The sequence below is a fragment of the Polymorphum gilvum SL003B-26A1 genome, from assembly GCF_000192745.1.
Lineage (GTDB): Bacteria > Pseudomonadota > Alphaproteobacteria > Rhizobiales > Stappiaceae > Polymorphum > Polymorphum gilvum.
Map to the genome: position 1 here is coordinate 1644425 of NC_015259.1, position 21645 is coordinate 1666069.

Annotated in this window: 22 protein-coding genes; 14 read left to right on the forward strand and 8 right to left on the reverse strand. The window is 64.9% G+C overall.

Features of this window, described 5'->3' with window-relative positions:
* The first annotated feature begins 62 nt into the window (after positions 1–62).
* On the forward strand, positions 63–482 hold the full coding sequence (locus SL003B_RS07730; RefSeq protein WP_013652278.1) for a flagellar assembly protein FliX: 420 nt from the start codon (positions 63–65) through the stop codon (positions 480–482).
* Positions 483–645: 163 nt separating this feature from the next.
* Positions 646–1062, forward strand: coding sequence for an RNA polymerase-binding protein DksA (dksA, locus tag SL003B_RS07735; protein WP_013652279.1), 417 nt, complete (start codon positions 646–648; stop codon positions 1060–1062).
* Between the two features lie 223 nt (positions 1063–1285).
* Here the strand turns inward: dksA and flgH are convergent, their stop codons facing one another.
* The 4 genes from flgH to flgF are packed head-to-tail and all read right to left on the reverse strand — an operon-like array spanning position 1286 to position 4545.
* Positions 1286–2032 (reverse strand): flagellar basal body L-ring protein FlgH, encoded by a 747-nt coding sequence (flgH, locus tag SL003B_RS07740; RefSeq protein WP_013652280.1) that lies wholly within the window; start codon positions 2030–2032, stop codon positions 1286–1288.
* Entirely contained in the window at positions 2029–2997 is a 969-nt protein-coding gene (flgA, locus tag SL003B_RS07745; protein WP_013652281.1) for a flagellar basal body P-ring formation chaperone FlgA, read from the reverse strand. The genes flgH and flgA overlap by 4 nt, the downstream gene beginning before the upstream one ends.
* A gap of 11 nt (positions 2998–3008) precedes the next feature.
* A complete protein-coding gene (gene flgG, locus SL003B_RS07750; RefSeq protein ID WP_013652282.1) occupies positions 3009–3788 on the reverse strand; it encodes a flagellar basal-body rod protein FlgG in 780 nt (259 codons plus the stop codon).
* Between the two features lie 19 nt (positions 3789–3807).
* Positions 3808–4545, reverse strand: a complete 738-nt coding sequence (gene flgF / locus SL003B_RS07755; protein WP_013652283.1) for a flagellar basal-body rod protein FlgF — start codon at positions 4543–4545, stop codon at positions 3808–3810.
* Positions 4546–4823: 278 nt separating this feature from the next.
* Between flgF and SL003B_RS07760 the strand changes: the two genes are divergently transcribed.
* The 5 genes from SL003B_RS07760 (at position 4824) to SL003B_RS07780 (ending at position 11871) form a co-directional block, all read left to right on the forward strand.
* Complete coding sequence (locus tag SL003B_RS07760) at positions 4824–5327, forward strand: flagellar basal body-associated FliL family protein (RefSeq protein WP_013652284.1); 504 nt, start codon at positions 4824–4826, stop codon at positions 5325–5327.
* 21 nt (positions 5328–5348) lie between these two features.
* A complete protein-coding gene (fliM, locus tag SL003B_RS07765) occupies positions 5349–6584 on the forward strand; it encodes a flagellar motor switch protein FliM (RefSeq protein WP_013652285.1) in 1236 nt (411 codons plus the stop codon).
* Complete coding sequence (locus SL003B_RS07770) at positions 6581–7120, forward strand: DUF6468 domain-containing protein (protein ID WP_013652286.1); 540 nt, start codon at positions 6581–6583, stop codon at positions 7118–7120. The genes fliM and SL003B_RS07770 overlap by 4 nt, the downstream gene beginning before the upstream one ends.
* Entirely contained in the window at positions 7117–7809 is a 693-nt protein-coding gene (locus SL003B_RS07775; RefSeq protein ID WP_041375432.1) for a MotE family protein, read from the forward strand. Before SL003B_RS07770 ends, SL003B_RS07775 begins: the two co-directional genes overlap by 4 nt.
* A 198-nt stretch (positions 7810–8007) precedes the next feature.
* The gene (locus SL003B_RS07780; RefSeq protein WP_013652288.1) at positions 8008–11871 is read left to right on the forward strand and encodes a hypothetical protein; all 3864 of its coding nucleotides are present in this window, start codon (positions 8008–8010) and stop codon (positions 11869–11871) included.
* 9 nt (positions 11872–11880) lie between these two features.
* Here SL003B_RS07780 and fliP read toward each other — a convergent pair whose 3' ends face one another.
* Together fliP and SL003B_RS23665 are read right to left on the reverse strand one after the other, a co-directional pair.
* On the reverse strand, positions 11881–12651 hold the full coding sequence (fliP, locus tag SL003B_RS07785; protein WP_041375433.1) for a flagellar type III secretion system pore protein FliP: 771 nt from the start codon (positions 12649–12651) through the stop codon (positions 11881–11883).
* Complete coding sequence (locus SL003B_RS23665; RefSeq protein WP_013652290.1) at positions 12648–14114, reverse strand: flagellar biosynthetic protein FliO; 1467 nt, start codon at positions 14112–14114, stop codon at positions 12648–12650. The genes fliP and SL003B_RS23665 overlap by 4 nt, the downstream gene beginning before the upstream one ends.
* Positions 14115–14520: 406 nt before the next feature.
* On the opposite strand from SL003B_RS23665, the gene flgB reads away from it, so the two are divergent.
* The 7 genes from flgB (at position 14521) to cckA (ending at position 20521) form a co-directional block, all read left to right on the forward strand.
* Complete coding sequence (gene flgB, locus SL003B_RS07795; RefSeq protein ID WP_013652291.1) at positions 14521–14922, forward strand: flagellar basal body rod protein FlgB; 402 nt, start codon at positions 14521–14523, stop codon at positions 14920–14922.
* A 32-nt stretch (positions 14923–14954) separates the two neighbouring features.
* Positions 14955–15365: a flagellar basal body rod protein FlgC gene (gene flgC / locus SL003B_RS07800; protein WP_013652292.1), complete on the forward strand. Its 411-nt coding sequence runs from the start codon at positions 14955–14957 to the stop codon at positions 15363–15365.
* Between the two features lie 37 nt (positions 15366–15402).
* The gene (fliE, locus tag SL003B_RS07805) at positions 15403–15705 is read left to right on the forward strand and encodes a flagellar hook-basal body complex protein FliE (RefSeq protein WP_013652293.1); all 303 of its coding nucleotides are present in this window, start codon (positions 15403–15405) and stop codon (positions 15703–15705) included.
* 40 nt (positions 15706–15745) lie between these two features.
* The gene (gene fliQ, locus SL003B_RS07810; protein WP_013652294.1) at positions 15746–16012 is read left to right on the forward strand and encodes a flagellar biosynthesis protein FliQ; all 267 of its coding nucleotides are present in this window, start codon (positions 15746–15748) and stop codon (positions 16010–16012) included.
* A 15-nt stretch (positions 16013–16027) separates the two neighbouring features.
* Positions 16028–16801 carry a flagellar biosynthetic protein FliR gene (gene fliR / locus SL003B_RS07815; RefSeq protein WP_013652295.1) on the forward strand — a complete coding sequence of 258 codons (774 nt, stop codon included), beginning with the start codon at positions 16028–16030 and terminating at the stop codon, positions 16799–16801.
* A 6-nt stretch (positions 16802–16807) separates the two neighbouring features.
* Positions 16808–17887 (forward strand): flagellar biosynthesis protein FlhB, encoded by a 1080-nt coding sequence (gene flhB / locus SL003B_RS07820; protein ID WP_013652296.1) that lies wholly within the window; start codon positions 16808–16810, stop codon positions 17885–17887.
* 84 nt (positions 17888–17971) lie between these two features.
* The gene (gene cckA / locus SL003B_RS07825) at positions 17972–20521 is read left to right on the forward strand and encodes a cell cycle histidine kinase CckA (RefSeq protein ID WP_013652297.1); all 2550 of its coding nucleotides are present in this window, start codon (positions 17972–17974) and stop codon (positions 20519–20521) included.
* A gap of 22 nt (positions 20522–20543) precedes the next feature.
* On the opposite strand, the gene SL003B_RS07830 is transcribed toward cckA, so the two are convergent.
* Together SL003B_RS07830 and SL003B_RS07835 are read right to left on the reverse strand one after the other, a co-directional pair.
* On the reverse strand, positions 20544–21032 hold the full coding sequence (locus SL003B_RS07830) for a hypothetical protein (RefSeq protein WP_013652298.1): 489 nt from the start codon (positions 21030–21032) through the stop codon (positions 20544–20546).
* A gap of 96 nt (positions 21033–21128) precedes the next feature.
* Positions 21129–21632, reverse strand: a complete 504-nt coding sequence (locus SL003B_RS07835) for a DinB family protein (RefSeq protein ID WP_013652299.1) — start codon at positions 21630–21632, stop codon at positions 21129–21131.
* Positions 21633–21645: the final 13 nt, after the last annotated feature.

The following is a 21645-nucleotide window of genomic DNA, read 5'->3' on the forward strand; positions in this document are numbered from 1 at the left end:
TTACCCTCTAGGAAGATTCTGTCAGGGGTGCCCGCTTGAACGGGCCGCGGGTTCGGAAGCTCATGCGCATCACCGGCAACAAACCGATCTCCGCGGTACAGTCCCGCTCTGGAAAGAAGCGCGCCGACGGGACGACGGACGGTTTCGTGCCGGATCTGGACGGCGACAGTCATCCTGCCGCATCGCTCACCTCCGGAGGGGCCATTCATGGCATCGATTCTCTACTTGCCTTGCAGGAAGTTTCCGTCGAGCCCGACAGCCGCGATCTCGCCGGAAGACGGGGCCATACGATGCTGGATTCGCTGGATGCCATGAAAGCGGATCTCCTGGCGGGTGTCGTTTCGCCAGGACGTCTGGAGGACCTCGCCCGGCAGTTGGCGGACCGGCAGATGAGCGACGATGCCGGTATGGAAGCCGTCATCGACGAGATAGAGCTGCGCGTGAGGGTTGAGCTCGCCAAGCACGGAAAATACCCGGACTAGCGCCGCCTGACGGGGTGGCGGATCCGGCCGCTCCTGCGGTCGTTGTCGTTAACTTTCTGAATTCAAATGAAAATTGCTTAACAGTTTTTTCATGGATCGACCGTTGTCGGGGGCGAGTCGCGACGATATATTGCGCCCGTCCTATCGATGACCGGAGTTTTCGATGACGGTTGAGCTTGCGTCTGATTATCGACCTTCCGAGGACGAGCCGTTTATGAACGAGCGGCAGCGGGAGTATTTCCGCAACAAGCTGCTCGCGTGGAAAGAGGACATCCTGAGGGAGAGCCGGGAAACGCTGGCGCATCTCCAGGAAGAAAGCCAGAATCATCCCGATTTTGCGGATCGCGCTTCCTCGGAGACCGACCGGTCGATCGAATTGCGCGCCCGTGATCGCCAACGGAAGCTGATTTCTAAGATCGATGCGGCTTTGGAACGCATCGAAGACGGCAGCTATGGCTATTGCGAAGAGACCGGCGAGCCGATTTCCGTCAAGCGGCTGGATGCCCGGCCGATCGCGACGCTGTCGATCGAAGCTCAGGAAGCCCACGAGCGTCGCGAGAAAGTTTACCGCGACGACTGATCGACGGTCTGACAGGTGGCGTGTGCGCGCCGCGTCGAAACGATCAAAGCCTTCCGGATCTCCTTCCGGAAGGCTTTTTGCTTTTGATATCCGTATCGCAATGCATGAGCGGAAAGAAAACGGGCACGGCGTTCGGGGAGCGAGGCGCCGTGCCCGTTGTCAACCGCGCACGGCCTCTAGAATGCCGTCCGCGATCGGGGGAGGGGGAACCGGAACGTGCCGGTCAGAAAGGCAGGAGGATGTCGAGCACCTGGGTGCCGTAGCGGGGTTGCTGAACGTCGGTGATCTGGCCGCGACCGCCGTAGCCGATGCGGGCCTCCGCGATCTTCTCGCTGGCGATCGTGTTGTCGGAGGCAATGTCCTCAGGCCGGACAATGCCGGCGACCACCAACTCCCGCACCTCGAAATTGACCCGGATCTCCTGACGCCCCTCGATCACCAGATTGCCGTTCGGCAGGACCTGCGTCACGACGGCGGCGACGGTCGTTTGCAGTTTCTCCTCGCGGTCGACGGAGCCGCTGCCCTGATAGTTCGAAGAACTGTTGAGCGTCGCCAGGCTGCTGGCGTCCATGCCGGCCGGCAGGAAGATCTTGTCGATCGCAGCACCGAGCGCACCGCCGGCGCCGGTCGAGTCCGAGCCGCTTCGTGCCCGCTTGGTCTGGTTGTCGAACTGCGCCTTGTCGGAAATGGTCACCATGACGGTGAGGATGTCGCCGATCTGCTTGGCGCGCTGGTCCTCGAAGAAGGCGCGGTTGCCCGACTTCCAAAGCGAGTTGGGATTGTAGTGGGCCGGCTGCGGAGCGGGCATCGGCATCTGTACCGGGCGGTAGCCCGGGGTCGTGGTCGGATCCTGAATGGCGTTGAGCGGCGGTGTCCGGCCGACCTGGGACAGCCTGTCCGGAGCCCCGCAGGCCCCGACGAGAAACGCTATCGCGGTGGCCATCAGGGGAGTGGCAAGGGGGCGGGTCATCGGGCGTTCTCCTGGAGGGCGGCGACGAACTCATGGGCTCTGCCGACGCGGATCTGGCCGCGTGCGACGACCGTTCCGGTGATGATCCGGCGGGACTGGAGGTTCATGACGTCGATCTCGTCGCCTTCTGCGCCGGCACTCATGGCCTGGCCGCGCGCCGTCAGCTTCATGCCCGACATTTCGTAGAGGAGGGTCACCTTCTCGCCGCGGGCAACGATCAGCGGACGTTCGAAATCGGTCCGGGACAACGGCTGGCCCGGGCGCAGGGTCGTACGGGCGGCAAGGCCGACGATCTCGTCGGGCGAGGTCACTGCTCGGCTTGGAACCCGTTGGCGAGGCAGACGGATGACGGTCAGGTCCTCGGGCTTGAGGATCGAACCACGGCCGATCGGCTGGAGCAGCGCGATCACATCGACCATTTCGCGGGCGACCCCGCTCAGCGTCAGTGTCTGGCTTCGGGCCGCGCCGGCGATGTGGACGACCACGTCGAAGCGCCCGTCGCTGCGCGACCAGAGGGGGCGTTCGATACGGATCGGCTGGGCCGCCGCCGGATCCGCATGAAGCGTCGGCGGCGTGCGGGCAAAGGAGACCTCAAGCGCCTGGGCCGACAGCGTTCCGTCGTGTCGGGACAGGGTTTCAGCGACCAGGGTGGCGAGCCGATGGGCGTCGAAAACGATGCTGTGGCGGTGGACGGTCACCTCACGCAAGCCGTCGGTGCCCGCCTGGGTGAGGCCGGCAGCGCGTGCCCGTTCGGCGACGATCTGGGCGGAAACGGTTCCGCTGGTGCCGAGGTCGGGCGCGCGGAACAGCGGTTCGTCGGCTGCGGCTCCGGCCTCGTCGTAGAAGTCTCCGACCGTGACGATCTCGGACGTCGCGGTCACTTCGGACCGCAGAGCCGGCTTGGCCCAAGCCGGCGCAGGCAGGCACAGGAGGGTCACGACCGCTGCGACAAACAGGGATTTCATGGTGATCGTCCCTACCGGATGTTGGTGGTGGTCGAGTACATTTCGTCGGCGGCCTGGATGATGCGGGAATTCATTTCGTAGGCGCGCTGTGCCGCGATCAGGTCCGAAATCTCGGACACCGCGTCGACGTTGGACATTTCCAGATAGCTCTGCTGCAGGTCGCCGTAGCCTTCCTCGCCGGGGATGCCGACCTGGGGCTGGCCGCTCGCTTCGGTCTCCAGGTACAGGTTGTCGCCGATCGCCTCGAGGCCGGACTTGTTGACGAACCGCGCGAGCTGGATCTGGCCGAACTGCTGCGTCGCGACGCCGACGACCGCCTGGACCGTGCCGTTTGCCGAAATGGTCAGGTCGCGTGCGTCATTCGGAATGACGATGCCGGGATCGAGCGTGTAGCCGTCGATGGTCACCAGGGTGCCGTTCGCGTCGCGCTCGAACGATCCGTCCCGTGTATAGGCCGTGGTACCGTCCGGAAGCTGGATCTGGAAGAACCCCTCGCCGCGGATGGCGACATCCATGTCCTTGCCCGTCTGCTCGATCGTGCCCTGGGTCATGATCCGGGCGGTTGCGGCGGTCTTGACGCCCGAGCCAATCTGGACACCGGTCGGCACGATCGTACCGGCGTTGGAGGAGTCGGTGCCCATCCGGCGCAGGTTCTGATAGAGCAGGTCCTGGAAGTCGGCACGCTGGCGCTTGTAGCCGGTGGTCCGCATGTTGGCGACGTTGTTCGAAATGACTTCGACGTTCAGTTCTTGCGCCTTCATGCCGGTGGCGGCGATGTGAAGTGCTTTCATTTATCCGTTCTCCTGACGATCAGGCCTTGATCGTGCCCAGCCGCTCGATGGCCTGGCGCAGCAATTCGTCGCTTTGGTTCAGCAGCTTGCTTACCGTTTCGTATTTTCTCGTGATGTCGATGATCTGCGTGACCTCGACGACGCCCTGCACGTTCGAATTCTCAAGGCCGCCCTGGATCACCTTGACGCGGGTAACCGGCTGGGGATCGTCATAGAGAAGGAGGTTGTTGCCGATCGCCCGGGCATTCTGGGGCTGGTCGAAGGTCACCAGCCGGAGCCGACCCCGCAGGCCGAGTTCGGTGGAAATGGTTCCGTCATCCGAGATGTCGATCTTGCCGTCCTCGCGCGTGAACTGAATGGGGCCTCCGTCGGTCAGAACGGGGCGACCCTCGGCGGTCACGAGCGTGCCGGTGTTGTCGAGATGAAGCGCCCCGTTGCGCGTGTAGGCTTCCCCGTCCTCGGTCTGGACCGCCAACCAGCCGTCGCCGTCGACGGCGAGGTCGAGGGGATTGCCCGTGAGGATGATGCTGCCGGACAGGAAATTCGTGATCGTCTGGTAGTCCTGGACGTAGGACAGCTTCATGTCGCCGCCCTTGAACTCGCTCGCCCGGGCGACCGGCATGACATATTCCTCGAACGTGAGTCGCTGCGCCTTGAAGCCGCTCGTGTTCATGTTCGCCATATTGTTGGCGGCCACGTCGAGCTGACGGCGCAAAGTCACCTGCCGCGACAGGCTTATTAACTGCGCGTTCTCCATAATTAACGATTCCTTTGCTCCCCGGTGGGCGACCAACCTCCCCAGGCTGGCCGTCCACGCTACCTTTTGCAGGACCTGTGCCAGAGCAATTGGCTTTGAAAAATAAGGAGAAAATAGATGGTGCTCGTTTTGCCCGGCAGTTTCGTTCGGAAAAAATTAACCAGTCGGCAATTGCTGCCGGGCCTAGGCGTTAACGATTTGGTAACCACTCGTTAACCATTAACTCTTTAGAAACTTAATACGCGCGTGAGGATGCGCTTGGTCTGTCGGGGAGCCGAATGGCAGCGGATGCGGATGCAAACGCCGAAGAGGGCGGCGAGGTCGCCGGCGGCGGAAAGAGGAAGAAGCTGATCATCATCGGGGCCGGCGGGCTGGTCCTGTTGCTGGCGCTCGGGGCTGGTGCCTATTTCTTCCTGTTCTCGAGCAGCGAGCCACCGCCGATGGTCGGCGAGGACGGAGCGATCCGGGAAGCCCAGAAACCAGTGGTGTTCTACGACCTGCCGGAAATGACGGTGAACCTGTCGACCGAGGGGCGCACGACCTACCTCAAGGTCCGCATCGCCCTGGAGGTGCAGGACAAGGAGATGATCGAGCGGATCAAGCCCTTCCTGCCGAGAATCATGGATGCCTTCCAGATCTATCTGCGCGAGCTCAGGCCGGCGGATCTCGAGGGTTCGGCGGGCCTGTTCCGGCTCAAGGAGGAACTGCTGCGCCGGATAAACCTTTCGGTCCATCCGGCGCGGGTCGACGGGGTGCTGTTCAAGGAAATCCTGGTCCAGTAGGTGTGAAAAGCAGGGTGCGGCATGGCTGACGAAGACGACGATGATCTGTCCGACATGAACCTGGCTGATGCCTGGGGTGCCGCGCTTGCCGAGCAGGGGGCGGGCGACGACGACGACGACGATCTGGCGGCGGCCTGGGGGGCTGCGCTGGAAGAGCAGGGCGTCGGCAACGCCGACGACATGGCGGCGCAATGGGCCGCCATGATCGACGACAGCGAGCCGGAGCTTGAGAACGCCACCCGCGGCGCCGACCGCGTGCTGAATCAGGAGGAAATCGACAACCTCCTCGGCTTCAACATCGAGGATACGATCGCCGGCGACCAGAGCGGCATCCGTGCGCTCATCAACTCGGCGATGGTGTCCTACGAGCGTCTGCCGATGCTCGAAATCGTGTTCGACCGCCTGGTGCGGCTGACCACGACCTCGCTGCGCAACTTCACCTCCGACAATGTGGAAGTGTCGCTGGATTCGATCAGCTCGGTGCGTTTCGGCGACTACCTGAACTCTATCCCGCTGCCGGCCATCCTCGGTGTGTTCAAGGCGGAGGAGTGGGACGGCTTCGGGCTCGTGACGGTCGAGTCGAGCCTGATCTACTCGATCATCGACGTTCTGCTCGGCGGCGGGCGCGGCACGACGGCGGTGCGTGTCGAAGGTCGCCCCTACACGACCATCGAAACCAACCTCGTGCGGCGGATGGTCGAGATCATCCTGGCCGATGCCGAACAGGCGTTCGCGCCGCTTTCACCTGTCCATTTCAACCTTGAACGTCTTGAGACGAATCCGCGCTTTGCCGCCATATCGCGGCCTGCGAACGCGGCGATCCTTGTCGAATTGCGCATCGACATGGAGGACCGCGGCGGCACGATCGAGATCATGATGCCCTATGCCACTCTGGAGCCGATCCGCGATCTGCTCCTGCAGATGTTCATGGGCGAGAAGTTCGGCCGCGATCCGATCTGGGAAGGGCATCTGGCGAGCGAGATCCATGCGGCCGAGATCGAGGTGGATGCCGTGCTCTACGAAACCCACCTGCCGCTCGGCCGTGTCCTAAGCCTGGATGTCGGTCAGACGCTGATCTTCGATGTTGATCCTCATGATCCGATCACCATCAAATGCGGCAACGTGCCCCTGACAGAGGGTACACTGGGCAAGGTTGAAGATTCGATCGCGATTCGCGTCACGCGTGGCCTGCGCCGTCCGAAGATGACACTCGCCGCCTTCGAGCGGGCCATGCAGAAGGAAATGGAACCGTCATGAGCACGTTGCCCCTCGGAATGATCATCGAAAGCCTGGTTGCGGTCCTGCTCCTGGTCACGATCGGCTACTGCTGGATCCTGAACCGACGTCTGCAGCGGTTGCGGGCGGACGAGGAAACGCTTCGGGCGACCATCTCAGAACTCATCACAGCGACGGAAATCGCCGAACGCGCAATCCTCGGCCTCAAGGCGACGGCCACGGATGTCGACAAGACCCTCGGAGGCCGACTCTCGGAAGCGGAAGCCATGTCCAGGCTGCTGGCCGAACAGCTCGGCCAGGGCGAGCAGGTCCTTGCCCGCATCAGCCAGATTGCCGAGGCGGCGCGCTCTGCCCAGGCCGCCGAAGCGGCCGCAAGACACGTCGAACCGGCGCTGCGCCATGCCGAGGTGCGCGCCTCGCAAGCCCCGGTCGCGGAGCCCCAGCGACAGGCTGCGGTGGCGGCTCCGGTCACCGCGCGCGATATTCGTGCGGCGGCAGCCGAAGCGACCGCGCGCCTGGAACGGTTCCGTAAGCGTGCGGGGGAGGCGGCTGCTTGAATCTGCGCCTGCTTCCTCTTGTCGGGATTGCGGCTAGCGCCTTGCTGGGGTTGAAGCTGCTCGGCATCGTGCTGGGCGAGCCTTCCACCGTGATGCCGATCCGGGAAGCGCAGGCACAAGATGCCTCTCCGCCGCCTGTGCCGGCCGTTCCCGACGAGGCTGCGACAGCCGAAGCTTCGGTGACAGACGCTTCGGAGGTCATGCCGCCGCCACTGCCGGACTCGCTCGAGATCGGCGGCTCGGCAGCCGAACGCGCGGTGCTGGAAAGTCTTGGTGAACGGCGAAAGGTCCTGCAGGAGCAGGAAGGACAACTCGACCTGCGCGAAAAGCTTCTGCAGGCGACCGAGGAGCGCCTGCAGAAGCGCGTCGACGAACTGAAGTCGCTGGAGCAGCGGATCGAACAGGTCGTGGACGAGAAGCGCAAGCAGGAAGAGAATGAGATCGCCGGGCTCGTGACGATGTACGAATCCATGAAGGCCAAGGACGCTGCCCGGATTTTCGACCGTCTCGAACTGGAAGTGCTGCTCAAGGTCGTTCGGCAGATGAAGCCGCGCAAGATGGCCGACGTCCTTGCGAGAATGTCGCCGGAAGCGGCGGAGCGGCTGACGGTGGCGATCGCGCGTGGCGGGGACGATCAGGCAGCCGTTCCGGCGTCCGGCTCCGATCTGCCCAAGATACGCTCGAACTAGGCGGTTTCCTTGGGTTTACGCGGTTGATGTAAGGCCGTGTTAAGGCCGAGCTTCTAGTGTGCCGGCAACGATAGAATCCGGAGGATAGAACGGGATTTGTGGACGCGTGTGAGCCATGCACTGGGTCGGGCGAGGATCTTGGTCCCCGCAACGTTCCGGGCTTTGCCTGGGCGGACTCTCGGTCGCGTCCAGGCTCTGGTGCTCGCAGCGTTTCTCGGTGTCCTGCCGCTTCGCGCAGGGGCGGAGGAAATCGCCACGCTGGAAGCCTTTCCTGCCCAGGGTTACGGGCGGATGATCCTCACGTTCAAGGATCGCACGCTTCTGCCCTATTATGATGCCGCGGTGACCAGCGGTGTCCTGCGCATCGCCTTCGAAAATCCGATTGCGATCGACGTTGACGACGTGCCGCTGCAACTGTCGGACTACATTGCCATCGCCCGGCGCGATCCCGACGGCAGCGCTATCCGCTTCGCCCTGAAGGGCAAGTTCCGCATCAACACGCTGGAAGCGGGCGAGAAGCTTTTCGTCGATATCCTACCGCCGAACTGGCAGGGTCTGCCGCCCGGACTGCCGGACGAGGTCGTGCGTGAGCTGGCCAAACGGGCCGAGGAGGCCATGCGCCAGGTACGCGCACTTGAACAGGCGCGGCTCAAGGTCAAGGAGGGGCCAACCGTCGATCTGCGTATCGGCGAGCATCCGACCTTCACGCGTCTCGTATTCGACTGGAGCATCCGGTTCGACACAGCCTTCGTGCGCGAAGAGGATATCGTCCGGGTGACCTTCAACCACCCCGCCCAGCTCGATATCGGCAACCTGCGCGCAAGGCTGCCGAAGGGCGTCATCGATGCGACCTCCTTCATCGACGAGGGCAAACTCAAGTTCCTCATGCGCCTGGAGCCGTCCGTCGACATCCGAGCGTTCCGCGAGGACCAGACCTATGTGATCGATATCACGCCTGAGAGCATGGAAGGACGCGATCCGGTCAACAGGGCGATCAACGCCGCTCTGTCGGCTGACCGGACCGAGGGCCAATCCGAAGTGATTGTGGCCGCCGGGCTGCGCAACGCGGATACGAAAGCGGGAGACCCCGCTGCGGGCGATCCGCAGGACTCCGGTAGCGGTGCGGAGACAGCGGAAGGCACACCGCCTCAGACGGCGGAGGCGGTGCCCGCGCCTGCGCCGCCGCCCGCAGCGACAGGCGACCCGCCGGTGCTGGAGGACGCCTCCGTGCCGCCAGCCGATGAGGTTCAGTTCGAGATTCAGGCCGCTGCTTCGTCCGCAGCCATGCCGCGTGCAAAGCCAGTTCCGCTAGGCGAACAGGCGCCTGACGCTCCGTCGAGCGAGTCGGATGCGGTTCCCGTAGAGATTTCGGCTGCGCCGCAAGATGCAGGGCCGGCTTCGCCCGCTTTGCCCGCTTCGCCCGCTATGGAGCCGTCGGCGGCCGCAGACACGGCGCCGTCACCTGTCCCGGTTCCGCCTGCCGCAGTCGCGCCGCAGGCGCCCGAGGTGCCGCCGGCGATCGAACTGGCCCAGATTCCGCCCGAGCAGGGCCTGCAGGAGGCTTGGCGGGCGACGTTCGGCGGCCGCGAACTGACGGCCGAGCCGGAGGAGATTTCTCCAGAAAGTCCGCCGGCTGACCATGCTGCGGAAGTCCGCAATTTCGTGTCGGCGGAGGCGCGGCGCATCGGCAGTACCGTACGGGTCGTGTTTCCGTTCCGCGAACCGGTGGCAACGTCAGTGTTCCGGCGCAACAACAGCCTGTGGATGGTGTTCGATACCGACGTGACCATCGACGTGCGGGGAATGCATTCGGCGCTCGGCGACATGGCGGGCGATATCGTCGTGACCCAGGACGATGGCTTCCAGGTCCTTCGCGTCGATGTGAGTTCATCGGCGTTGGCGACCGTCGGCGCCGAGGGTAATGCCTGGAACCTCGTCTTCGGCGACATGATCGTCGAGCCGTCGAAGCCGCTGTCGATGGAACGCAACGTGCGTGGCGATGGCGGCTCGGTCCTGCGCGTTCCGTTCAAGGGGCCGCACATGGTGCGCACGATCGTCGATCCGTTCGTCGGCGACACGATCCAAGCGGCAACCGGGTTCGGTCCTGCCCGCGGCCTGCTGAAGCCGCAGAGCTTCGTCGATCTGGACGCGCTGTCGTCTGCCCACGGCGTGGCCGTCGTGTTCAAGTCGGACGGCGTGACGATGGAGATCGTCGGCGACGACGTCATCATCCAGAAGAAGGACGGCCTGACGCTGTCGAACAAGCACCTCCGCGGCGGCTCGGGCGTGTTCAATTCCATTGCCGATCCGGACCAGCCCGGCTACGTCGAGTTCGTCTCGCTGACGACCGAGAATCCTCTCAGTTTCCTAAAGCGCCGGACCGAACTCGAAAACGCTCTCGTTACCGCTCCGGTCGGGCGCCAGCGGGCGGCACGAATGGATCTGGCGCGCTTCTATCTCGCCCATTCGTTCGCCCATGAAGCCCTGGGCCTGATGCGGCTCGCCCTCGAGGAAGATCCTGCGCTCGCCGAGGACAGCGCCTTCAATTTGATGATGGGTGCGGCGCAGACGCTGGCGGGGCGTCCGGCCGAGGCCTATGATCATCTCAATCGGACCGACCTCAGGAACAGTCCGGATGCCGCGGTGTGGCAGAGCATCGTCAGCGTCGCGCTCGGCGACTGGGCGCAGGCGCGCACTGCCATTCCGCGCGGTCGGGCCGTGATTGGCAACTATCCGCTCAATCTTCAGACCGAGTTCAATCTCGCCGCGGCCCAGACCATGGTTGAGGTGAACGACTTCGGCATGGCCAACGCAATGCTGGCGGAGATCGAGCCGAGCTTGATCTCATCGGCTCAGGCTGCCCGCTACGACCTTTTGCGCGGGCGCGTTGCCGATGCGTCAGGCCGGTCCCTGGAGGCGCTGACGGCCTTCGACCTGGTGTCGCGGACGGATGACCGGCCGCGCGCCGCAGAAGCCCGCTACCGTGCCCTGCGCATCCGATATCGGGACGGCGAGATCGACATCGACAGGGCCATCGAGGACCTTGCCGGTCTGGCCACGGCCTGGCGCGGCGACGAGATCGAGTTAAGGACGCTGCGGTTCCTCGCCCAGCTCTATGCCGAAAAGGGCCGTTATCGCGAGGCCTTCGAGGCCATGAAGTCGGCGATCCAGGCCGATCCGGATTCGCAGACGACCCGGCTGCTTCAGGAAGAGATGGGCGCGCTGTTTGCCTCCTTGTTCCTGGACGGCAAGGCCAACGAGATGTCGCCGGTTCGCGCTCTGTCGTTATTCTATGATTTCCGCGAGATGACCCCGGTCGGGCGTCAGGGCGACGAGATGGTACGCAGCCTCGCCAAGCGCCTGGTCGAGGTGGACCTGCTCAATCAGGCCGCGGAGCTTCTGCAGCATCAGGTCGACAACCGGCTCAAGGGCGCGGCGCGCGCCCAGATCGCGGCCGACCTCGGGGCCATCTATCTGATGGACCGCAAGCCGGAACGGGCGCTGCGGGTTCTGAACCGGACCCGTCAGGCCAATCTTCCGACGGCGCTCGACCGGCAGCGCAACATCGTCGAGGCCCGGGCGTTGACCGAAAGCGGCCGGCCGGATCTCGCCCTCGAACTGGTGCGCAACATGCGCGGCTCCGATGTCGACCGTTTGCGCGCCGATACCTTCTGGGCGGCCCAGAGCTGGCGCGAGGCGGGCGAGCAGCTCGAAGCGATGTACGGCTCGCGCTGGTCGGACACCATTCCGCTCGAAGAACTGGAGCGCAACGACATTCTCAAGGCCGGCATCGCGTACTCCCTGGCCGGCGACCAGCTCAGCCTCGACCGGCTGAGGACCAAATACGCGCCCAAGATGGCCGACAGCCAGGAAGCGCTTGCATTCGAGGTCGTGACCCGGCCGATCGCCTCGCAGGGAGTGGAGTTCCTCGAAGTGGCCAAGGGGCTTGCCGCGACCGACACCCTCGATACGTTCCTCGAGGAGTACCGGCGCCAGTACATGTCGCCGTCGCCGACCGGTGACCAGTCGGTCGCCGCGTCCGCGCCGACCGGCAACGGCTGAGCGCCGGCTTCAGCCGCCGCCGAAACTGCGGACGAGACTGCCGGCGACGAGGTTCCAGCCGTCGACCAGAACGAAGAAAATCAGCTTGAAGGGCAGGGAGATGACCACCGGCGGCAGCATCATCATGCCCATCGACATCAGCACCGACGCGACGACGAGATCGATGATCAGGAAGGGCAGGTAGAGCAGGAAGCCGATCTCGAACGCGCGGCGCAACTCGCTGATCATGAAAGCCGGGATGAGCGTCTGGAACGACAGGTCTTCCTGTGTTTCCGGAGCCTCCTGCCCGGAGAGCTCCTGGAACAGCGCCAGATCCTTCTCCCTGACCTGGGACAACATGAAGGCGTGGAAAGGGGTGGAAGCGCGTTCGAATGCCTGGTCGAATTCGATGGTTCCCTCGACCAGCGGCTGCACACCCTCTTCATAGGCGACCTGCAGCGTCGGGGCCATGATGAAGGCGGTGAGGAACAGGGCCAGACTGACCATGACCATGTTGGGCGGCGCCGTCTGAAGACCGATAGCCGAACGCAGCAGCGACAGCACCACCACGATCCTTGTGAAACTCGTGACCATCACGAGGATCGAGGGTGCGAGGCTGAGCACCGTCAGCAGGGCGACGAGTTGGACGGCGCGTTCGGTCAGGCTGGCGCCCTCGCCGAACCCGATCGTCAGGTCCTGCGCACCGGCGGGGCCGATTGCTGCCGCCAGTCCAATGGCGGCGGCAATGCCGACGGCCGGAATCCCCAACCGCCTACGCGGGCGGCCGAGAGAGTGTCTCATTTGCGTCCTTGCTCGGTGATTTCGTTGAGCAACTTCGCCATCTCCTCTTCGATGGCGTTGACCCCTGCGTTCTCCTCCTGCCGGGGGGGGGGCGGTTCGGGAGCCTCCTGTGCGGTCGTTGCGGCCTGATCCGTGACTGCGGCCCGATCTACAACGGACGCCTGGCGCGGTTCGGTCGTCTCGACGGCTGTGGGGCCCGTTTGGGGTTGCTCGTTCGGTTGTCCGCTTTGGGCATCCGCGACCGCTGGTTCGGCGGTGACGGGCGGTTCGGCAGGTGCATCCGGTGCGTTCGGGCTCGGCTGCGCCGGGGGTTCTGCTGCGGACGGGGGGGCGATCTCTGCGGTCCGCGGCTCGGGGGGCACGGGCGGCACCGGCGCATTGGCTGCGGGCGCCTGCCTTGCCGCCGCAACAGGGGGAGGCGCTTCAGGGGTTTCGACCCGGGCGTTACCAGTCGCCGGCGTGGATGCCACGGCGGGGATCTCCGAAGTCTTGGCCGGTCCTTCCCCAGCGTCCGCCGCTGCAGGCATTGGCGGCTTGGGCCTGACGGGGGACGGCGTCACCGGCGGGGTGCTGGCCGTCATCGGCGCAGGGGCCGTGGGCGCCGCATTCGGGAATGCGGTCCTGGCCCTGGCGGCGGGGCCGGAGGAAGGCGGCGTTACCTGGCGTCGGATTTCGCTGGTGTCGGAAGCAGCCGCGTTGCGTTCTCCGGCCTTGGAAAGGCTGCGGGCCAGGTCCGCGACGGCGGCGCCGGCCGCGGCGACCGAAGCGCCGGCCTTGCTGCCGAGTTCGGATCGAATACCGAAAGCCGCCGACCGTTCGGCCGGCCGGGGGGCGACCGGATGAGGTGCTTCGCTTGCGCGCGACACTGCAGGCGCACGCGCCGCTGCGGGCGCGTCGCTGCCGAGGCGCGGGCGCAGCGCCTTGACGTTTTCCGCCTCCGTCGGCTCGCTGCGTGCCCTCAGCGCCGTCAGGGCCGTTTCGTGCGGACGAGCTGTTGCCGCAGGTGCCGGGGCGGAGGCGCGGATCGGGGTGGGAGCCGTCACGGGCGCCGGCGTCGAAACCGGCGCTGGCGCGGGTTCGGGCTCGCCCGTCGGTATCGGCTGGGTCGCCGGCGCAGTCACGGCGATGCCGCCCTGGCGCGGATAGGTTGCCGAGACCGGCATGCCGCGCACGATATTCTGCTCGACCACCACGTCGGTCGGACCGCCGACCAGGATGAGATGTTCGACATTGTCACGCCGGACCAGAAGCAGGCGTCGGCGGGCGTCAATGTTTGCTGCGTCCATCACGGCAATTCGAGGCTGCCGGTTGCGGCCTGCATTGACCCGTGCGCCGGTTAACTGACGCAGGATGAAGACAAAAAGCCCGATGAGCCCGAGGACGATGGCCATGGCTATGATGAAGGCCATTGCTCTCGCTATGCCGTCCCCCACGCCAAAGGTTTCCGCGATCCACTCGTACATACCCACCTCACTGGATCTCGGGTTTGCGGTGCATGCCCGCGTCCCGTATTGGCTCTTTCCCCGCCCGAAGCGCACCAGCAGATAGCATTTGACGCAGGGCAGGTATACTGTGGAATGCCGTTGCCCGACCCGGGTCCATTGCTTTTGCGCGCCTCAGGGACGGTCGTCTGTGCCCCTAGGCGGGCGACTTTTGTGTTAAACGATTCTTCATTCTTCGGAAAAGTTAACAGAACTGGGCAGAAATTGCCGCCCTGTCGATGCCGTTCGATGCAAAATGAACCATCTAGGGGTGCGGTGCTCCACGGAAAAGTGCCGACTTGGCTGGGTTTGCATGGAGCGACGTTAACCATTCGTTAACCTTTTGGTCGGCAATGTTTGCCCAATTGGTTAACGAATGGTGACTCGCATGGCTCTGACCAATCTGCCGATGTTCCAGGCCCTGAAGTCCAAGATGCAGTGGCACCAGACCCGCCAGTCGCTGCTGTCGGAGAATGTTGCGAATGCGGACTCACCCCAGTACCGGGCGCGGGATCTCAAGCCCTTCGACCTCTCCAAGCAGGTAGATCTCAAGCCGGCCGGCCTGGCCACGGCGAGGACCCAGGCCGGCCATCTGCCCGGCGTCATGACCGCAGCGAGCAAGATGGAAGAGGCGAGCGAAACCTTCGAGACGACGCCGAACGGCAATAACGTCGTGCTCGAGGAGCAGATGATGAAGGTTACGGAAAACCAGATGGATTTCCAGGCCGCAACCGCTCTCTACACGCGCAGCATCGGCCTGATCCGGACGGCGCTGTCCAAGTCCGCCTGATCTCGGGCCGCATCAGCCAGGGGAGTTCCGTCATGGATCTCGTGAAATCGCTGTTCATCTCCGCATCTGGCCTGAAGGCCCAGAACGGCCGCATCCGTGTCATTGCCGAGAATCTCGCCAACGCGGATTCGACCGGCCGTACCCCGGACGAGGATCCGTACCGGCGCAAGATCCCGACCTTCAAGAACCGTTTCGACAGGGATCTGCAGGCGGAACTCGTCGAACTCGGCAAGCTCGCCGAGGACCGGTCGGAGTTTCCGACCCGCTACGAACCCGGCCATCCCGCTGCCGACGCTAACGGCAACGTCCGTGTCCCCAACGTGAATTCCTTGGTCGAGACGGTCGACATGCGCGAGGCGCAGCGCTCGTACGAGGCGAACCTGAACGTGATCGAGTCAACGCGGCGGATGCTGCAGCGGACCATCGACATCCTGCGCGGCTAGGCGCGGGCGGAAACGACTTTCCTGAGGAGCGAATACCATGGCAACCCCCAGTGTCGCTGCCAACGCCTATCAGATGGCTGCGCGCCTCGCCAGGCAGGCGGAGGCCGAGACGCCGACCAGTTCCGTCGACTTCGGTGGCCTGGTGCGCGAGGCTGTCAATTCCGTGGTGGAAAAAGGCCGGGAAACCGACCAGAAGACGATCGGACTTGTGCAAGGCAAGGCGGACGTCGTTGACGTGGTCACTGCGATCGCCGAAACCGAAGTGGCGCTCGAGACCATGGTCTCGGTGCGCGACCGGGTGATTTCCGCATACGAGGAAATCATGCGCATGCCGATCTGATCCGTCCGGGCCGTTCGGCCGGACGCGCGAGGGAACGCAGATGACCGGACCGGAAGTCCTGGACGTGGCGCGCGAGGGGGTCTGGACGCTGATCCTCGTCTCGGCGCCGATCATGGTCGTCGGCCTCGTCGTCGGCGTGGTCATCGCGCTGTTCCAGGCCCTGACCCAGATCCAGGAAATGACCCTCGTTTTCGTGCCCAAGATCCTGGCCATCTTCGTCACCATGATCGTCACGCTTCCCTTCATGGGGCAACTCCTCGCGGCCTTCATGGCTCGGATCAGCGAACTGATCCTCGCCACGTCGTGACGACGGGCCGCGCCGATGACCCTGGAACTGTCGTTCCTTCCCGAGATCGCGGCGGTGTTCATGCTGATCTTCGCGCGCCTCGGCACCATGCTGATGCTGCTGCCCGCGCTCGGGGAAAGCTCGATCCCTATGCGGCTGCGCCTGACAGTGGCGCTGGCGCTGACCTTGGTCTTCTATCCGATCGGCGCACGGGCCTATCCAGCCGGGCTGGTCTCCGATCCCGGCGGCCTTGGCATCCTGCTGGCCGGCGAACTGGCGATCGGCTTCGGCATCGGCCTGTGCGCCCGCATGATCACTTCGGTGCTGCAGATCGCCGGCATGATCATCGCCAACCAGTCGAGCCTGGCGTCGGCGCTGGGCACAGACGTCACCATGTCGGGACAGCAGGGCGCGCTGGTCGGCAACTTCCTGGCCATTCTCGGCGTCACTCTGGTGTTCGTCACCGACACGCATTTCCTCATCATCGCCGCGCTGCACGACAGCTTCACCCTGTTCCCGCCCGGCGAATGGCTTCCGGTCGCCGATTTCGCCACCCTGGCCACGCAGATCGTGGCGGGAATGTTCTCCATCGCGGTGCGTATGAGCGCGCCGTTCCTGGTCGTCGGGCTGGTGTTCTATTTCGGCCTCGGACTGCTCAACAAGCTCATGCCGCAGATGCAGATCTTCTTCATCGCCATGCCGGTGAACATCGCGCTCGGCCTTGGGCTGCTCCTCGTCCTGCTCGCCACCTTGATGACCTGGTACCTGGGTCACTTCGAGGAGGCGATCGGGCGGTTCACGGTCGGGTAGCGCGCCATGGCCGATGATACCGACGACTCGGAGAAAACAGAGGACCCCACGCAAAAGCGCCTCAAGGAAGCGCACGAGAAGGGGGATCTGCCGAAATCGCAGGAAGTCAGCACCTGGTTCACGCTCGCCGGCGCGGCGATGATGATCGCTCTCTTCGCGCCGGCGGTGACGACCGAACTCGGCACCCAACTCAAGTGGTATCTGGAGCATGCCCACGAGATCCCTGCCGACGGCTATGCCCTGAAGGCGCTTTGGCGAGACACCGGCCAGTCGGTGGCGCTGATCGTCGGACTGCCGCTGCTCGCCTTGGTCGCCATGGCCGTGGCCGGCAATCTGGTGCAGCACGAAGCCGTCTTCACCGCCGAGCCGATCAAGCCTAAGCTTTCCAAGGTCTCGCCCCTGTCCGGCTTCAAGCGCCTGTTCTCGGGGCAGAGCCTGATGAACTTCGCCAAGGGCATGCTGAAGATCGTGATCGTCGGCGCCGTCATGGTCGCGGTGCTTTGGCCGCAGCGCGACCGCGCCGAAGCGGTCATCTTCGTCGATGTCTCGTCGCTGCTGGAGGAAGCCCGCGGACTGGTGCTTCAGCTGCTGGCCGCGGTCCTGGCGATCATGACCGTCGTCGCTGGCGCCGACTACGTGTGGCAGCGCCACAAGTGGTTCGAAAAGCAGAAGATGAGCATGCGCGAGCTCAAGGAGGAGTACAAGCAGACCGAAGGCGACCCGCTGGTCAAGGGCAAGATCCGGCAGTTGCGCATGGAACGCAGCCGCAAGCGTATGATGGCCGCGGTCCCGCAGGCGACCGTGGTCGTCACCAACCCGACGCACTACGCCGTCGCGCTCAGATACGAGGAAGGTATGGGCGCACCGCTGTGCGTTGCCAAGGGCACCGACGCGATCGCGCTGAAGATCCGTGAGGTCGCCCGCCAGCATGAGGTGCCGGTCGTCGAGAATCCTCCCTTGGCGCGCGCCCTCTATGCCAGCGTCGATGTCGACCGGGAGATTCCCGAGGATCACTACAAGGCCGTTGCCGAGGTCATCGGCTTCGTGTTCCGGATGAGAAAACGCAGGACCTGGCGCTCGAAGTGACTAGGGATCGGTTGAATTTCCCGTCGCGGGAACGAATGCTGCGACACACGCCGAATCCCGCGAGTCGGGAGGGAGAAACACGGAATGACTGAACGGGACGGACAGCCGGTCGAACCGGTCGTCGATCGGGCGGAGCGCAGCGGCAACATTGGCCTGCTGATGCTTTTGGCCGTGGCGCTGATCGCGGCCGCAGCGACCTTCGCGCTGATGGGGCGGGATCGCGCCGAACCCTATGTCCTGACCCTGCTCGGCATCCTGTCCGTGGTCGGCGTGTTCTCGCTGTTCGCAGGCGCCATTGGGCTGCTGCGGTTTTCCTCCAGGACGGGCGGCAGCTCGCTCGGTGCCGCCTTCGTCGATTCGCTCGACGAGGGCGCGCTGGTGACCGACACTGAGGGGCGGCTGATCTATGCCAACCAGGCCTACGCGTCGCTGACCGGTGCGGAGACGGCGGCCGAGGTGCGGACCGTCGAACGCGTGTTTTCGAGCGATCCGGATGCCGCCGACGCGATCTTCCGCCTGTCCCAGGCGATGCGCGAGAGCCGCCGTGCGCAGGAGGAAGTCCGCCTGCCGTACCCGCTCAACGGTTCGGACGGCGGCGCGCGCTGGTACCGGGTTTCGGTGCGCCCCCTGGTGATCCCGCGCCGTGAGGGCGGTTCCGGCCGGATGCTGACGGTCTGGCAACTGGCAGACATCACCCGTGACCGGACTGAACAGGAAAGTTCATTCCAGGAACTGCAGCGGGTCATCAATTTCCTCGATCACGCACCGGCCGGTTTCTTTTCCTGTGACGGGCGTGGAAGGCTGGTCTATCTCAACGCCACGCTGGCCGACTGGCTCGGCTACGACCTTGCCCAGTTCCAGGCCGGCGAACTGGACCTGTCCGACATCATTCGTGGCGACGGCGCGGAACTGGTCCGTTCCGTCCGCGGTCAGGCAGGTGAGGTCAAGAGCGAGACGCTCGACCTCGATCTCGTTACCCGCAACGGTCGCGGCTTGCCGGTTCGTCTGCTGCATCGGGTGCCCTTCGGCGCCGACGGCAAGCCGGGCGACAGCCGCACCCTGGTGCTCAACCGCTCGCGCGGGGAGGAGGTTTCGGAAGCGCTGCGGGCGGCCGAGGTCCGCTTCGCCCGCTTCTTCAACAACACGCCGATCGCGATCGCCTCGCTCGACGCGGAAGGCCGCGTCCTGCGCACCAACGCGCCATTCCTACGCCTGTTCGGGCCGGTGGATCTGTCCGGCGATGGACCGAAGCTGGAGGGCTTCGTCGCCGAACAGGGCAGGGAAGAATTCTCGAAGGCACTGGCGGCGGCAGCCAAGGGTTACGGCGAGATCGCGCCCGTCGACGTGCCGCTCGCCAACGCCTCGGACGGGCGCTCGGCGACCTTCTACGTTTCGGCGGTGCAGGATGGCGAAGGCGACGGCGAGGCTGCCATCGTCTACGCCTTGGAGACGACGCAGCAGCGGGCGCTTGAGGCGCAGTTCGCCCAGAGCCAGAAGATGCAGGCGATCGGTCAACTCGCGGGTGGCGTGGCGCATGATTTCAACAACGTGCTTACCGCAATCATCGGCTTCTCCGACCTGCTTCTGGCCAGCCACCGGCCGACCGATCCGTCGTTCCAGGACATCATGAACATCAAGCAGAACGCCAACCGGGCGGCCGGCCTCGTCCGCCAGCTGCTGGCGTTCTCCCGTCGCCAGACGCTGCGTCCGCAGCAACTGGCCCTCAATGACGTGCTCGCCGACTTGTCGATCCTGCTCGACCGGCTGCTTGGCGAGAAGGTCGAGCTCAAGGTCATCCACGGCCGCGACCTGTGGCCGGTGATGGCCGACCTGAACCAGCTCGAGCAGGTCATCGTCAATCTGGCGGTCAACGCCGGCGATGCCATGGCCGACGGCGGCCGGCTGACGATCCGCACATCGAACGTGTCGGCGGCCGAATCGACCCGGTTCGAAAACACCCGCGGCATGCCGCCGGGCGAATACACCCTGATCGAAGTCGAGGACACCGGCCACGGCATGCCGCCCGAGATCATGGAGAAGATCTTCGAGCCGTTCTTCTCGACCAAGGAGGTCGGCAAGGGCACCGGTCTCGGCCTGTCGACGGTCTACGGCATCGTCAAGCAGACCGGCGGCTACATCTTCTGCAGCAGCGAGGTCGGCGTCGGCACCACGTTCCGCCTGTTCCTGCCGCGTCACATTCCCAAGGACGTTCCCATCGCCGAGAAGAAGCCGGTCGAGGAAACGGAAAAGGTCGCCGACCTGACCGGCTCGGCGACCATCCTGCTGGTCGAGGACGAGGAGGCGGTGCGCGCCTTCGCCGCCAGGGCGCTGGCTTCGCGCGGCTATACCGTGCACGAGGCAGCCTCGGGCACCGAGGCGCTCGACGTCATGGAGGAGACCGGCGGCAAGGTCGACCTCGTCGTCTCCGACGTGGTGATGCCGGAAATGGACGGCCCGACGCTGTTGAAGGAACTGCGCAAGACCCGGCCGGACCTGAAGATCATCTTCGTCTCGGGCTATGCCGAGGATGCCTTCGAGGAGAACCTGCCGGAGAACGAGAAGTTTTTCTTCCTGCCCAAGCCCTTCACGCTGAAACAGCTGGCGACGACCGTGAAGGACGTGCTCAACAGCTGAATGACAAGCCCCGCCGGGCCGGTCACACGGCCGGGCAGCCGGAGCGTCGCTCGGCTCGCTGCTTGAGCCCCTGCAGGCTCTGCAGGGTATTGGGATTGCCCGGCAGCACGAAGCTCTGCTCCAGGGCCGTGCGCGCGTTGTTGACGACGGCGAGGTCCTGCACCGCCAGGGTCCGGCATGGCTCGCCGGTGAAGCGCACCCGGATGCGGATGATGCGGTCGCCGTTGTCGGACGGACCGAACTCGGCATCGAGCGCGGCCGTGTCGCCGGCCATCTTGCGCTCCATGACCACCATGTTTGCTTCGTCCTGGACAACTGCCGTGCCGCGTTCCTTCGCGCTGGACACGAGCGCCTCTCGGACCGCCTCTGGGCCGGCGGCGATGGTCACCGACTGGGCGCCGTCGGGAATGGTCAGCGTCGGCTGCTGGGGCAGGCTGGCGCGCTGCGGCGGAGACGACTGACAGGCGGCGAGGCCGGCAAGGAGGAGGACGGGGAGGAGCAGCTTGCGCATGGCGCGGTCCTTGATGCTGAGGGGGCGGGGGCACGGTGCGAGCATGCTAGCCCTTTCTTGGTTTATTTTCCCTTCCCTGGAACGACGGATGGGCTGTCAGTCACCAAGGTCCGGCATGAAGGGTAGGTCGGTCACGCCGATATCGAGTCCCGACTGTGACAGAAGTGTGGTGATCTGGCCCCGGTGATGGGTCTGGTGGTTGAACAGGTGGGAAACGAGCAGCCAGCGCGGTCGTTCCAGCGTCCGCGTTCCGGTCGTGTTGGTCCAGCGCAGCGTGCCGGCCAGCCATTCCGGCGTCAGGCCGGCGGCGAAGGCCTCGATCTCGGCCGCCATGGCCCGGTGTGCCTGCTCGAGCTCGCCGAAGTCGTCGTAGATGTCGACGCCCATGCCACGGTGCTCGTGGCTGCGGCCGGTGAAGCGCCCCATCCAGATCCGGTCGCCGAACAGCAGGTGGTTCAGGGTCGAGTGGATCGAGCGGAAGAAGGCGCCGCGGTCGGCCTTGCGCTCCGCATCGCTCATCTGCCCGCAGGTCGCGTAGAGCTTGTTCGTCATCCAGAAGTTGTACGCGGCCTGCCGCCGGTAGAGGATCGGGTCTGTCATGCGGGCCGCCTCC